The organism is Ferranicluibacter rubi (genome assembly GCF_011603255.1).
GTDB lineage: Bacteria > Pseudomonadota > Alphaproteobacteria > Rhizobiales > Rhizobiaceae > Ferranicluibacter > Ferranicluibacter rubi.
In genome coordinates, this window is record NZ_JAANCM010000001.1 from 664,828 (window position 1) to 677,293 (window position 12,466).

Annotated in this window: 13 protein-coding genes; 5 read left to right on the plus strand and 8 right to left on the minus strand. The window is 66.2% G+C overall.

The window, feature by feature from the left end; translation table 11 throughout:
- Positions 1-9 precede the first annotated feature (9 nt).
- Positions 10-831 (plus strand): 4-hydroxy-tetrahydrodipicolinate reductase, encoded by an 822-nt coding sequence (gene dapB, locus G8E10_RS03195; protein WP_167126767.1) that lies wholly within the window; start codon positions 10-12, stop codon positions 829-831.
- A 64-nt stretch (positions 832-895) separates the two neighbouring features.
- Positions 896-1,531: a 2,3-bisphosphoglycerate-dependent phosphoglycerate mutase gene (locus tag G8E10_RS03200; RefSeq protein WP_092931408.1), complete on the plus strand. Its 636-nt coding sequence runs from the start codon at positions 896-898 to the stop codon at positions 1,529-1,531.
- A gap of 30 nt (positions 1,532-1,561) precedes the next feature.
- On the opposite strand, the gene G8E10_RS03205 is transcribed toward G8E10_RS03200, so the two are convergent.
- Together G8E10_RS03205 and G8E10_RS03210 are read right to left on the minus strand one after the other, a co-directional pair.
- Positions 1,562-2,434 (minus strand): methylated-DNA--[protein]-cysteine S-methyltransferase, encoded by an 873-nt coding sequence (locus G8E10_RS03205; RefSeq protein ID WP_110727590.1) that lies wholly within the window; start codon positions 2,432-2,434, stop codon positions 1,562-1,564.
- A 97-nt stretch (positions 2,435-2,531) separates the two neighbouring features.
- A complete protein-coding gene (locus tag G8E10_RS03210; protein WP_132664307.1) occupies positions 2,532-3,032 on the minus strand; it encodes a DUF2244 domain-containing protein in 501 nt (166 codons plus the stop codon).
- 85 nt (positions 3,033-3,117) lie between these two features.
- On the opposite strand from G8E10_RS03210, the gene nth reads away from it, so the two are divergent.
- Complete coding sequence (gene nth, locus G8E10_RS03215) at positions 3,118-3,834, plus strand: endonuclease III (RefSeq protein WP_422038113.1); 717 nt, start codon at positions 3,118-3,120, stop codon at positions 3,832-3,834.
- 3 nt (positions 3,835-3,837) lie between these two features.
- Here nth and G8E10_RS03220 read toward each other — a convergent pair whose 3' ends face one another.
- A complete protein-coding gene (locus G8E10_RS03220) occupies positions 3,838-5,049 on the minus strand; it encodes an MFS transporter (protein ID WP_167126770.1) in 1,212 nt (403 codons plus the stop codon).
- A gap of 263 nt (positions 5,050-5,312) precedes the next feature.
- Between G8E10_RS03220 and G8E10_RS03225 the strand changes: the two genes are divergently transcribed.
- On the plus strand, positions 5,313-6,305 hold the full coding sequence (locus tag G8E10_RS03225) for an adenosine kinase (RefSeq protein ID WP_110800459.1): 993 nt from the start codon (positions 5,313-5,315) through the stop codon (positions 6,303-6,305).
- A 21-nt stretch (positions 6,306-6,326) separates the two neighbouring features.
- On the opposite strand, the gene G8E10_RS03230 is transcribed toward G8E10_RS03225, so the two are convergent.
- Positions 6,327-6,839, minus strand: coding sequence for an SH3 domain-containing protein (locus G8E10_RS03230; protein WP_281517401.1), 513 nt, complete (start codon positions 6,837-6,839; stop codon positions 6,327-6,329).
- 345 nt (positions 6,840-7,184) lie between these two features.
- Here G8E10_RS03230 and G8E10_RS03235 point away from each other — a divergent pair, with 345 nt between their 5' ends.
- Positions 7,185-8,189: a 2-hydroxyacid dehydrogenase gene (locus G8E10_RS03235; protein ID WP_132664311.1), complete on the plus strand. Its 1,005-nt coding sequence runs from the start codon at positions 7,185-7,187 to the stop codon at positions 8,187-8,189.
- A gap of 24 nt (positions 8,190-8,213) precedes the next feature.
- On the opposite strand, the gene moeB is transcribed toward G8E10_RS03235, so the two are convergent.
- The 4 genes from moeB to dnaJ all read right to left on the minus strand — a co-directional run bounded on the left by moeB (position 8,214) and on the right by dnaJ (position 12,229).
- Positions 8,214-8,978, minus strand: a complete 765-nt coding sequence (moeB, locus tag G8E10_RS03240; RefSeq protein ID WP_167126776.1) for a molybdopterin-synthase adenylyltransferase MoeB — start codon at positions 8,976-8,978, stop codon at positions 8,214-8,216.
- Between the two features lie 10 nt (positions 8,979-8,988).
- Positions 8,989-10,113 (minus strand): DNA replication/repair protein RecF, encoded by a 1,125-nt coding sequence (gene recF / locus G8E10_RS03245; protein WP_167126779.1) that lies wholly within the window; start codon positions 10,111-10,113, stop codon positions 8,989-8,991.
- Between the two features lie 100 nt (positions 10,114-10,213).
- The gene (locus G8E10_RS03250; protein ID WP_167126782.1) at positions 10,214-10,948 is read right to left on the minus strand and encodes a glutathione S-transferase; all 735 of its coding nucleotides are present in this window, start codon (positions 10,946-10,948) and stop codon (positions 10,214-10,216) included.
- Between the two features lie 147 nt (positions 10,949-11,095).
- Positions 11,096-12,229 (minus strand): molecular chaperone DnaJ, encoded by a 1,134-nt coding sequence (gene dnaJ, locus G8E10_RS03255; protein WP_132445484.1) that lies wholly within the window; start codon positions 12,227-12,229, stop codon positions 11,096-11,098.
- Positions 12,230-12,466 lie beyond the last annotated feature (237 nt).

The following is a 12,466-nucleotide window of genomic DNA, read 5'->3' on the forward strand; positions in this document are numbered from 1 at the left end:
CCCCACCGCATGAGCAATCCGGATATGAAACTCGTCGTCGTGGGCGCGGCGGGCCGCATGGGCCAGACGCTGATCCGCACGATCCACGCCATGCCGGGCGTCACCCTGTCGGCCGCCGTCGAGCGCTCCGGCTCGGCTTTCATCGGGCGGGATGCCGGCGAGATCGCGGGCCTCGGACCGACCGGTATCCTCGTCACGGACGATCCGCTGCGCGCCTTCGTCGAGGCCGAAGGCGTCCTCGATTTCACGGCACCGGCTGCCAGCGTCGAATTCTCCGGACTGGCCGCACAGGCCCGTATCGTCCACGTCATCGGCACGACCGGATGCTCGCCCGCCGACGAAGCGCGGTTCGCGGCGGCTGCCCGGCACGCGCGCGTGGTCAAGTCCGGCAATATGAGCCTCGGCGTCAATCTGCTCGGCGTTCTCGTGCAGCAGGCCGCCCGTGCCCTGCCCGCCGCCGGATGGGATCTCGAGATTCTCGAAATGCACCACAAGCACAAGGTGGACGCGCCGTCCGGCACGGCGCTGCTTCTGGGCGAAGCGGCCGCGCGCGGCCGCGGCATCGACCTTCAAACCCAGTCCGTGCGCGTGCGCGACGGCCATACCGGGCCGCGGCCCGAGGGCACGATCGGCTTTGCGACACTGCGCGGCGGCTCGGTCATCGGCGAACACTCCGTCATCCTCGCCGGCGAAGGCGAGACCGTGACGCTGTCCCATTCCGCGACCGACCGCTCGATCTTCGCACGCGGCGCCGTGACGGCAGCCCTCTGGGCGCGGTCGCAGAAGCCCGGTTACTATTCCATGCTGGACGTGCTGGGGCTGACGGCCTGAGCCTTTCGCCTCCCTTCGTCTGCCCTTTTGCCCGACTGAAACACACAATGAGGAATGAACGATCATGAGCGGCACTCTTGTCCTGGTGCGTCACGGCCAGAGCGAATGGAACCTGAAGAACCTCTTCACTGGCTGGAAGGACCCCGACCTGACCCCGCTCGGGATCGAGGAAGCCGAAACAGGCGGCAAGGCGCTCGCGGCCACCGGCCTCAAATACGACATCGCCTTCACCTCCGACCTGACGCGCGCGCAGAAGACGCTGAAGATCATTCTCGACGCCGTCGGCCAGCCCGAGCTCGAGACGATCCGCGACCAGGCGCTCAACGAGCGCGACTATGGCGACCTCTCCGGCCTCAACAAGGACGACGCACGCGCCAAGTGGGGCGAGGAGCAGGTGCATATCTGGCGCCGCTCCTACGACGTGCCCCCTCCGGGCGGCGAAAGCCTGCGCGACACCGGCGCCCGCGTCTGGCCCTACTACCTCACCGAAATCCTGCCGCGCGTGCTCAAGGGCCAGACGGTCCTCGTCGCCGCCCACGGCAATTCGCTGCGCGCACTGGTCATGGTGCTCGACCGCCTGACCAAGGAAGAGATCCTGAAGCTCAACCTCGCAACCGGCGTCCCCATGGTCTACACGCTCAACGCCGATTCGACCGTCGCGTCGAAAGAGGTCCTGGGCGACATGTCCGGCGCGCACTGACGCCCGCCTGAAAATGCCGGCGGGGATGGATCATACCTTCCCCGCTTCCCAGCCGAGCATGGCGCGCTTGCGCGTCAGGCCCCAGTGGTAGCCGGTGAGCGCGCCGCTCTTGCCGAGAGCCCGGTGGCAGGGGACGACGAAGGAGATGGGGTTGCGGCCGATGGCGGCGCCCACGGCGCGTGATGCCTTGGGCTGGCCGATGCGGCCGGCGATGGCCGAATAGGTCTCGGCCCGTCCCATGGGAATGTCGAGCAGTGCCTGCCAGACCCGCACCTGAAAATCCGAGCCGATCAGCACGACCCGCAGCGGCTGCTCGGCCTCCCAGCGCTCGGCCTCAAAAATCCGCGCGGCATAGGGTGTGGTGGCCGCGATGTCCTCGACATAGGTCGCGTTCGGCCAGCGCCCGGCCATATCGCCAAAACTCTCCCGCTCCTGCCCCGCATCGTTGAAGGCGAGACCGGCAAGACCGCGCTCCGTGACCATGATCAGCGCTGTGCCGAAGGGCGACGGGTGGAAGCCGTAGCGGATGGTCAGGCCCCCGCCCCGCAGCTTCCATTCGCCCGGCGACATCGCCTCATGCGTCACGAACAGGTCGTGCAGGCGCCCCGGGCCGGACAGTCCGAGTTCAAAGCTTGCCTCCAGAAGCGGCAGGCCTTCCTGGCCCAGCAGGCGCTTGGCGTGGTCGAGCGTCACGGCCTGCAGGAAGGCTTTCGGCGAGAGGCCCGCCCAGCGGGTGAAGGTTCGCTGGAGATGCGTCGGCGATTGTCCGAGCCGCGCGGCGATGTCGTCGAGACCCGGCTGATCGCGGTAATCGTCGGTCAGCAGCTCCACCACGCGGCAAACGGTTTCATAGTCGGTGCCCTCGGGCGTGATCTCCGTCGTCAGGCGCGGCATGATCGTCATCCTCGTCTCCTTCTTCGCCCTTTGATCGGCGGCGCGCACGAAAGCGCTTGGCCGAGATCATCACATCCAGGCCGCTGCCGCCACCCGATTTCCGATCTCATCCCCGCCGCTTCACCGTCGCCAGTGCGCCGGAAAAGGCGGTGGCGAAGGTCTCACGGTCGTCGCGATTGAGGAAGGAGCCGATATCGGTCGCGCGCACCCGATCGCGGACATGCATGGAGACGATGCCGATCTCGTCATGGCGGGCGACATCGAAGCGGGTCCAGAACGGGTTGAACCGGTGTTCGGTCATGCGGCCGCTGGCGGTGAACTTGCGCACCGCGACATCGTCCCTGGAAATGCTGACCTCCTCGCGCATTCGGGCCGAGCGGTTGTTGAGCCAGAAGGCACCGAAGAGGCCCACAAAATCCAGCCCGAAGAAGAACACGACGGGCCACGCACCGATGACGAGGAACACGAAGACATGGACGAGGCTCATCAGCGCGGCGATGAGGAAGACGACGCGCAAGCCCTTGGTGCCGAGCGAGCGATAGGGTGTCAGCTCGGCGGCGAAAACCGGCTTGTCAGCAGTGCGCATGTCGGCGTTGCCATCGTTCATGGCACGCCAGTATAGAGAAGACATGAAAGAGCCGAAACCGAAATCCGTGAAGCTTGCGGCCCTCCAGCCAGCGTCAAAGCCGCGCATGTCCAAAGCGACGGCAAAACCGCGCAAGCCGAAGAGTGCCTATTCCACCGAGGAGGTCGAGGAAATCTTCCGCCGCTTCTCCGTGCAGCGGCCGGAGCCGAAGGGCGAGCTGAACTACGTCAACCCGTTCACGCTGGTCGTCGCGGTGGCGCTGTCGGCACAGGCGACGGATGTGGGGGTCAACAAGGCGACAAAGGCGCTCTTTGCCATCGCGGATACGCCGGAAAAGATGCTGGCGCTCGGGGAGGATGCGGTGCGCGAGCATATCCGCACCATCGGGCTCTATCGCAACAAGGCGAAGAACGTCATCGCGCTCAGCCGTATGCTGGTCGAGGATTTCGACGGGGAGGTGCCGCGCGACCGGGACGAACTGGTGAAGCTGCCCGGCGTCGGGCGCAAGACCGCCAATGTCGTGCTCTCCATGGCCTTCGGTCAGGCGACGATCGCGGTGGATACGCACATCTTCCGCATCGCCAACCGCATCGGCCTTGCCCCGGGCAAGACGCCGGATCAGGTCGAGGATCACCTCGTCCGGGTCATCCCCAACCATTACCTCTACCACGCGCATCACTGGCTGATCCTGCACGGGCGCTACACCTGCAAGGCGCGCCGTCCCGAATGCGAGCACTGTATCATCGCGGATCTCTGCAAGGCGGCGGAGAAGACGAACACCATCCCGGCGCCGCTGGTCGCGCTGCCGCCGCAGGTGTTCTGACGCTTAGCGCCGCTCGGTGAGGCTGTAGAGCAGGGCTGCGGCCGGCAGGGCGAAGCCGAGGAGCGAGGCGCCCCACCAGCCGTAATGCGCGTAGAGCCAGGCACCGGCTGCCGAGCCCACCGCGCCGCCGAGGAACGACGTCGCCATATAGAGGCCGTTCAGCCGGCTGCGATGCGCGTCGCCAAGCACGTAGATCGCCCGCTGCCCGAGCACGAGGGTCGTGGACACCGCGAAATCGAGACCGAAGGCAGCAAGCGTCAGCACGACGAGCGCGACCGTCGAGCCTTGCGGGGCGAGATGCGTGACGAGAAAGGCACAGGCACCGCCGACCAGCGCGATGCGGGTCGCCGCAAAGCTCAAGCCCCTGTCGGCGAGGCGCCCGGCAATGGGGGCTGCCAGCGCGCCGGCCGCACCCGCAAGCGCGAAGAGCGCGATGCCGACCTGCGACAGGCCGAAGGCCGGGCTTGCCAGCAGAAGCGGCGTCACCGTCCAGAAGACGCTGAAGGCCGCGAACATGCAGCCCTGATAGGCCGCACGACGGCGCAGCACGGGTTGCGTCGCAAACAGCCGCGGCAGCGAGCCGATCAGCGCGCCGTAGCCAAGCCGGGACGCCGGCATGCGGCGCGGCAGGACGCGGGCAAGAAAGAGTACGAGGCCGGTCATGGCAAGCGCCGAGAGCACGAAGACCATGTGCCACGGCAGGAAGGCCGCAATGAAGCTCGAGACGGGGCGGGCGAGCATGATGCCGACCATCAGGCCGCTCATGACGTTGCCGACCGCGCGTCCGCGCTCTGCCGCCGGCACCATCTGCGCCGCATAGGGAACGATGATCTGCACGGCCACGCAGCAGAGCCCGATGGCGAAGGCCGACGCCAGAAAGGCCGCCGCCTGCGTCAACAGGCCGGCCGACAGCACGGCGAGGATCGACAGGCCGAGCATCATAAGGATCAGCTTGCGGTTTTCGAAGAGATCGCCCAGCGGCACGATCAGCAACAGCCCGAGGCCGTAGCCGAGCTGCGTCAGCATGACGATCAGCCCTGCCGCGTCCGGCGACAGGCCGAGCGAGGCACCGATCGGCCCGACGAGCGGCTGGGCGTAATAGAGGTTCGCGACGATGAGGCCGCAGGCCGCCGCGAGAACGAGGTTCAGGCGCGCCGAAAGTCCGGTCGCCTCCGGTTCTCCCGTCACGTCTGGCTCCGATATCGTGGCCGTCATGAACGCTCTCCGTTTTCCCAGGCTCCATTCCCAAGCCGCATTTTGAAAAGGCCCTTCTCCCGAGAGCCTGCTCCCGCGACCCAAAGGTGGCATCCCGCGGGAGACAAGCGATCGATATGCCACGCCTGCCCTGCCGTCCGCAACGCGGCATTTGCACGCGGAAAGCGCCGGGCGTGAGAGGTCGAAGGCCGATAAGATCTTCCCAAGCGCGAGAATTCGCGTAAGACCGAACCCCGGCCACAGAGTTTTTCCAGGCGGGGTTCATGACCACATTCGACGTCCTGACGATCGGCAATGCCATCGTCGATATTATCGCACGCTGCGAAGAGCGGTTTCTCACCGACAACGGCATCATCAAGAGCGCGATGAACCTCATCGACGCCGAGCGCGCCGAGCTTCTCTATTCGCGCATGGGCCCGGCGCTCGAAGCCTCCGGCGGCAGCGCCGGCAATACGGCGGCCGGCATTGCGAGCCTTGGCGGCAAGGCTGCCTATTTCGGCAAGATCGCCAACGACCAGCTGGGCGAGATCTTCACCCACGACATCCAGGCGCAGGGCGTGCATTTCCGCACGCAGCCGCTCGACACCTTTCCGCCGACGGCACGCTCGATGATCTTCGTGACCGAGGATGGCGAGCGCTCCATGAACACCTATCTCGGCGCCTGCGTCGAGCTCGGCCCGGAAGACGTCGAACCGGATGTCGTCGCCAATGCCGCCGTCACCTATTTCGAGGGCTATCTCTGGGATCCGCCGCGCGCCAAGGAAGCCATCCGCGACGCGGCGCGCATTGCGCATGCGAACGGCCGGGAGGTCTCCATGACCCTGTCCGACAGTTTTTGCGTCAACCGTTACCGGGCCGAATTCCTGGAGCTGATGACGAGCGGCACGGTGGATATCGTGTTCGCCAACCGGGCCGAGGCGCTGGCGCTCTACGAGACGGAGGATTTCTCCGACGCGCTGAGCCGGCTCTCGCGGGACTGCCGCCTGGCGGCGGTGACGATGAGCGAGGAAGGCTCGATCATCGTGCGGGGCGAGGAGCGGATCAAGATCGAGGCGACCAAGGTTTCGCGCGTCGTGGATACGACGGGTGCCGGCGATCTCTATGCCGCGGGCTTCCTGTTCGGCTACACCGCGGGCAAGCCGCTCGACATCTGCGGCAAGCTCGGGAGCCTTGCCGCCGGCATCGTGATCGAGCAGGTCGGTCCCCGCCCGATGCTGTCGCTGAAGGATGCGGCCGCAAAAGCGGGCCTTCTTTAGCGTTTCACCTCGGCACGGCGGCTACTTGAACGCCTCGCCGGGGTAGGCGCCCCAGATCTCGGTCTGGACGATCCAGCCTTCCGCCCCTTGCGCTTCGGCCTTGCACCATTCGCCGGTGCACTGGCCGATGTGCAGCATCACGCCCGGCTCGATGCGGGCGACGATGCTGGCGTTCGATTGCGGCTCGCGGCGCATGTTGACCAGCACGCCCTGCCCCTTGCCGCGCATCCACGGGGCGGCAAGCGCCGTGCGGGCGCCGGAAAGAAGCGCCTGATTGACCCAGCCTTCCGTGCCGTCGGCATCGCGCACGCGCCGCCAGTTGTCGTATTCCTGAATGATCTCGACCGGCACGCCGGTTTTCAGGTAGCGCCACGAGACGGCATAATCGACGCTCGGGCCGACGCGCAGGTTGACGCTCTTCGATTTCAGGCTGACGAAACGCGGCAGCGGAAGGCCGCTCGCCCCCTTGGCCGCCTGCGCCCATGCCGGGTCGGCGATACCGGATATGGTGAAGGCCGCAAGGAGCGCGGCCATGAGGCCACGCCTCGCATTCACACTGAACTGCGCGATCACACTGAGATGGAACTGGCGCATGGCGAAATCCGTTTTCCGAACCGGTCGAACAAGGTGCGCATCGTCAGCGGAGCGCCCGGAGGCCGGAGCGCCGCGCGTCGGTAAGGACGCGCGAAGGTCGCTCCGAGACGTCAAGCCTGCACGGTATCGAGAACCTCCGGTCATCCCGGTCGCTTCGAAGGCAGGCTGTGTTGGTCTTCCCGTGCGTCTCTGCTAGATAACGCTCTGGGATACGATCCATCATCTTGGTTAAGAAGCCGTCAACGCGATGGTCCGCCTGGCGCGGATCGGGGGAGAGATTTGACGATGACGCAGAGACAGAAGCCGACGGTCTACATCACCCGCAAGCTGCCCGACATCGTCGAGACCCGCATGCGCGAGCTCTTCGATGCGGAACTCAACATCGACGACACCCCGCGCAGCCATGACGAGCTGGCTGCCGCCATGGCCCATGCCGACGTGCTGGTGCCCACCGTCACCGACCGGATCGACGCTGGCCTGATCGAGCAGGCGGGGCCACGGCTCAAGCTGATCGCGAGCTTTTCCAACGGCGTCGACAATATCGACGTGGACGCCGCCGCGCGCCGCGGCATCACGGTGACGAACACGCCTGCCGTGCTCACCGAGGACACGGCCGACATGACGCTGGCGCTCATTCTCGCCGTGCCCCGGCGGCTCGTGGAAGGGGCTGCCATTCTCGCCGACCGCCGCCACGACTGGGCCGGCTGGTCGCCCAACTGGATGCTCGGACGGCGGATTTCCGGCAAGCGCATCGGCATCGTCGGCATGGGCCGCATCGGCACCGCCGTCGCGCGCCGCGCCAAGGCCTTCGGTCTCTCCATCCACTATCACAACCGCCACCGCGTCAGCGCGGAGACCGAGGCATCGCTGGAGGCGACCTACTGGGACAGCCTCGACCAGATGCTTGCACGCGTCGATTTCGTGTCGGTCAACTGCCCCTCGACGCCCGCGACCTATCACCTTCTCTCCGCCCGCCGTCTGCAGCTCATGCAGCCGACGAGCTACCTCGTCAACACCGCCCGTGGCGGCATCGTCGACGAGACCGCGCTCATCAAGTGCCTGCGCGAGGGCCGGATCGCCGGTGCCGGGCTCGACGTCTACGAGAACGAGCCGGCCATCAACCCGAAACTCGTAAAGCTCGCCTCCGAAGGCAAGGTCGTGCTGCTGCCGCACATGGGCTCGGCGACGCTCGAAAGCCGTGTCGACATGGGCGAAAAGGTCATCATCAACATCCGCACCTTCTTCGACGGCCACCGCCCGCCGGACCGGGTGTTGCCGGGGCGCAATTGACGGCCGTTCAAGGAAAGCAGGCGCTCAAAGATCCGCCCGGCGGCGCCTGTAAAGGATGGTCTCGAAACGGGCTGCCAGCGCGTCGTAGAGCAGCAGGCGACCGACCAGGGGGTCTCCGGCGCCCGTCACCAGCTTGACCACCTCCATGGCCTGCAGCGTGCCGATGACGCCGGTCAGTGCGCCGACGATGCCGGCTTCCGCGCAGGACGGCACCGTGCCGGGTGGTGGCGGCTCGGGAAAGAGGTCGCGGTAGCGCGGCGCGGGCCTGCCCGCCGCGTCTGATGTCCACGGCATGAGCACCGTCAGCGACCCGTCGAAACGGCCGACCGCGCCGGTGACGAGGGGGATGCGCAGGGTCTCGGTCGCCTCGGCTAGGAGATAGCGCGTGCCGAAATTGTCGGAGCCATCGACCACGATGTCGTAGCCGGCGAGCGTTTCGGAAACGGTGTCGGGCGTCAGCCGGAACGGTAGCGGGCGAACGGTCACGTGCGGGTTCAGCCGGGCCACCGTGTCCCGCGCGCTGTCCACCTTGCTCGTGCCGATGGCTGAAGTCTGGTGGACCACCTGCCGCTGGAGATTGGAAAGCGACACCACATCGTCATCGACGATGCCGAGCGTGCCGATGCCGGCAGCCGCGAGATAGAGGATGACCGGCGCGCCGAGGCCGCCCGCGCCGACCACCAGCACACGGGCCGCCTTCAGCGCCTGCTGCCCCTGCCCGCCGATTTCCGGCAGCAGGATGTGGCGGGAATATCGATCAATTTCTTGCGGTGTTAGTGCTTCGGCCATGCCCCGACACTCACTCGAAAACCTGCCCGTTGGCAACCGTCAGAAACTGCGCGCGATCTCCCAGCGCTGAAAACATGGCGCGATCGGTACCGGTCATGAAGGCCTGCCCGCCGAGATCGTCGACGATATCGAACAGCGCCGCGCGGCGGCCGGCATCGAGATGCGCGGCGATTTCATCCAGCAGCAGCACCGGTGCGTGCCCGGTGAGGTCGGACACGAGCCTCGCATGCGCGAGCACGAGGCCGACGAGCAACGCCTTCTGCTCGCCCGTCGAGCAGCGCTCGGCCTCGATGTTCTTGGCCCGATGGCGAATGAGAAGATCGCTCCGGTGCGGGCCTTCGAGCGTGCGCCCTGCGGCTCCGTCGCGCCAGCGGCCGGTGCGCAGGCGCTCCAGATAGTCTTCCTCCAGATCGAAGGCCGGGCGGTGCCACTCGCCGTCGAGGAAGCCGGATAGAGCGAGATCCGCCTTCGGAAACGTCCCGTCGTCCGGGCTGCGGTCGATGAGGGCTGCCAGCAGGCCGAGCATTTCGTTGCGGGCGAGCGCCATGGCGATGCCCAGTTCGGCCAGTTGGCGCTCCAGCCCGGTTAGCCAAACCGGATCGGCCCCGTGCTCCGACAAAAGCTTGTTGCGGCTGCGCATGGCGCGCTCGAAATCGGTCGCCCGTCGTCCGTGGTCCGGATCGAGCGAGAGGACGAGCCGGTCGAGGAAGCGCCGTCGGTCTCCCGAAGCCCCGGTGAACAGCCCGTCCATGGCGGGCGTCAGCCAGAGGACGCGCAGATGGTCGAGAAGCTCGTCGATCGCCTTGGCATTGGTGCCGTTGAGGCGCAGGCGGCGCGCCTGCCCCTCCTCGGTCCCGAACGTCCCCGTACCGATCTCGACATCCCCCTGCATGCCCTCGATGGCGGCAAAGATCGAGAAGCCCGCATCCGCGCCCACCCGCGGCACGTCGGCATAGGCCGCGCGGCGCAGGCCCCGCCCCGGCGACAGGAAGGAGACGGCTTCCATGAGATTGGTCTTGCCCGCGCCGTTCTCGCCCGTCAGCACGACATGGCGTGCGTCGAGATCGAGCGAAAGTACCGCGTAATTGCGGAAATCGCCGAGCTTCAGACGGGACAGGGAGACTTTTTGCGGCATGCCGACCGGCTCTAAGCCCTCTTGCGATGTCTGACAAGCATCGTGGCTGACACCGTGACTGGCACCGTGGCTGGCACCGTGGCTGGCACCATCGGTTTGCTCATTCCTCGTCACCGGTCTCGATGCCGTCGAGCTCGGGATAGTGGCGGAAGATGCAGGATTCGTTGAAAGGGATACGACGGTCGGAGGCGCGGTAGGCGGCGATGTTCGGCAGGCTTGCCACATGGGCGCGCAGCGCATCGAGATGCGGCCAGCGCGCGCCATAGGCCGTCATGGCTTTCGGGAAGGCATAGTGCAGGCCTTCCAGCAGATGATGCAGCGACAGGTCGCCATAGGAGAGCGCATTGCCGATGACATGCTGCGGCCCTGCCGGATTGGCGGACAGCATGCGCTCGAAGTAGCCAAGGAACTTCGGGATACGCGCCTTGCGGAAATCGGCGGCACGGCGCCTCGCCTCCGGCTTCTGGTCCTCGTAATAGAGGCCGGTTGCCACCGGGTGATGCGTGTCGTGCGCCTCGGCCACCATATCGGCGATCGTCATCTGCAGCCCGTTGAGCCGGTGACGCTCGCCCTCGCTTTCCGGCGCAAGGCGGAGGCGAGGTCCGAGATAGAAGAGAATATTGGCCGTCTGCGAGACGATCAGGTCGCCGTCTTTCAGGAACGGCGGCGCAAACGGCGCGTCCGCGCGATCGTCCTCCATGATCTCCAGCATGCTGTCGGTGCCGTCTTGCCGGCGGGCAACGTCGATATAGTCGGCCCCCGCCTGCTCCAGCGCCAACCGCACGAACTCGCCGCGACCGGGAAGGCCGTCCCAGTAATAGAGCGCATAGGTCATGGCAGGCATCCTCTCGTCTAACGCATCGATCATCGTGTCGAGGTTCAAGAGATGGGGCGGATCGTGGCCATGGCAATGACATCCGTCCTCATGAAAAAGGCCGGAAACATTCCTACTTCCGGCCTCGTCGATGCGTGTCCGTCCGAATCACCCCTCGAAGAACTCCTTCATCCGGGCGAAGAAGCCGGCGGATTCGGGGTTGTTGTCCTTCGACGAGATCTCGGCGAATTCCTCGAGCAGCTCGCGCTGGCGCTTGGTCAGCTTCTGCGGCGTTTCGATGCCGATCTGGATGTAGAGGTCGCCCACCTGCGTCGAGCGGAGCACCGGCATGCCCTTGCCCTTCAGGCGGAACTGCTTGCCGGCCTGCGTGCCCTCGGGAACGGTGACGCGCGATTTGGTGCCGTCGAGCGTCTGCACGTCGAACTTGCCACCGAGCGTCGCCGTCGTCATCGAGATCGGCACGCTGCAATAGAGGTCCGCGCCATCGCGCTGGTAGAATTCATGCGGCTTGACCGAGAGGAAGATGTAGAGATCGCCCGAGGGACCACCGCGAAGACCGGCCTCGCCCTCGCCCGACAGGCGGATGCGGGTGCCGTCCTCGATGCCGGCGGGGATGTTGACCGACAGCGAACGCTCTTCGGTGACGCGGCCCTGGCCGTGGCACTTGGTGCAGGGATCGGGAATGATGGTGCCGCGGCCCTGGCAGGTCGGGCAGGTCCGCTCGATCGAGAAGAAGCCTTGCGCGGCGCGCACGCGGCCGGAGCCCTGGCAGGTGCCGCAGGTCGTCGGCTTCGTTCCGGGCTTGGCGCCCGAGCCGGAACAGACGTCGCAGGTGATCGAGGTGGGGACGCGGATCTGCGCGGTCTTGCCGGCATAGGCCTCCTCCAGCGTGATCTCCATGTTGTAGCGGAGATCGGCGCCGCGTTCGCGGCCACCGGACGAGCGCTGGCGCTGGCGTCCGCCGCCCATCATCTCGCCGAAAATGTCCTCGAAGATATCCGAGAAGCCCGCAGCACCACCGCCCATGCCGGCACCGCCACCGCCGCCCATGCCGCCCTGCTCGAAGGCGGCGTGGCCGTAACGGTCGTAGGCTGCCCGCTTCTGCGGGTCCTTCAGCGTCTCATAGGCCTGGTTGATTTCCTTGAAGGTCTTTTCGGATTCCGCATCGCCCGGGTTCTTGTCCGGGTGGTATTTCATCGCCAGCTTGCGGAAAGCGCTTTTCAGCTCCTTCTCGTCGGCCGTCTTTGCAACACCGAGTGTTTCGTAAAGATCACGTTTCATGTGGTCGCGCGTATCCCGTTGAACCGCGGCGACAGGACCGGCCGTCGGTCGTCGCCAGATTTCATTGAGCCAGATTTCGTATCGCCGAATGCCCTTGACAAGGATTTAGGAAATCCTGTCGTCCGATACCATAGCGAATCTGCGCCGGTTCCGGCTTTTTCGACGAAATGAAGGCAAGATCCATGCCTGCGTAGACTTTAGACTCTTACGAAAAAGGCCCGGAACGTTCGCTCCGGG

What these genes read in the sequence shown, in the direction of transcription:
- dapB (WP_167126767.1), top strand. Translation starts at nt 10, where the DNA reads ATGAGCAATCCGGATATGAAACTCGTCGTCGTGGGCGCGGCGGGCCGC.
- G8E10_RS03200 (WP_092931408.1), top strand. Translation starts at nt 896, where the DNA reads ATGAGCGGCACTCTTGTCCTGGTGCGTCACGGCCAGAGCGAATGGAAC.
- G8E10_RS03205 (WP_110727590.1), bottom strand. Translation starts at nt 2,434, where the DNA reads ATGACGATCATGCCGCGCCTGACGACGGAGATCACGCCCGAGGGCACC.
- G8E10_RS03210 (WP_132664307.1), bottom strand. Translation starts at nt 3,032, where the DNA reads ATGAACGATGGCAACGCCGACATGCGCACTGCTGACAAGCCGGTTTTC.
- nth (WP_422038113.1), top strand. Translation starts at nt 3,118, where the DNA reads ATGTCCAAAGCGACGGCAAAACCGCGCAAGCCGAAGAGTGCCTATTCC.
- G8E10_RS03220 (WP_167126770.1), bottom strand. Translation starts at nt 5,049, where the DNA reads ATGACGGCCACGATATCGGAGCCAGACGTGACGGGAGAACCGGAGGCG.
- G8E10_RS03225 (WP_110800459.1), top strand. Translation starts at nt 5,313, where the DNA reads ATGACCACATTCGACGTCCTGACGATCGGCAATGCCATCGTCGATATT.
- G8E10_RS03230 (WP_281517401.1), bottom strand. Translation starts at nt 6,839, where the DNA reads ATGGCCGCGCTCCTTGCGGCCTTCACCATATCCGGTATCGCCGACCCG.
- G8E10_RS03235 (WP_132664311.1), top strand. Translation starts at nt 7,185, where the DNA reads ATGACGCAGAGACAGAAGCCGACGGTCTACATCACCCGCAAGCTGCCC.
- moeB (WP_167126776.1), bottom strand. Translation starts at nt 8,978, where the DNA reads ATGGCCGAAGCACTAACACCGCAAGAAATTGATCGATATTCCCGCCAC.
- recF (WP_167126779.1), bottom strand. Translation starts at nt 10,113, where the DNA reads ATGCCGCAAAAAGTCTCCCTGTCCCGTCTGAAGCTCGGCGATTTCCGC.
- G8E10_RS03250 (WP_167126782.1), bottom strand. Translation starts at nt 10,948, where the DNA reads ATGACCTATGCGCTCTATTACTGGGACGGCCTTCCCGGTCGCGGCGAG.
- dnaJ (WP_132445484.1), bottom strand. Translation starts at nt 12,229, where the DNA reads ATGAAACGTGATCTTTACGAAACACTCGGTGTTGCAAAGACGGCCGAC.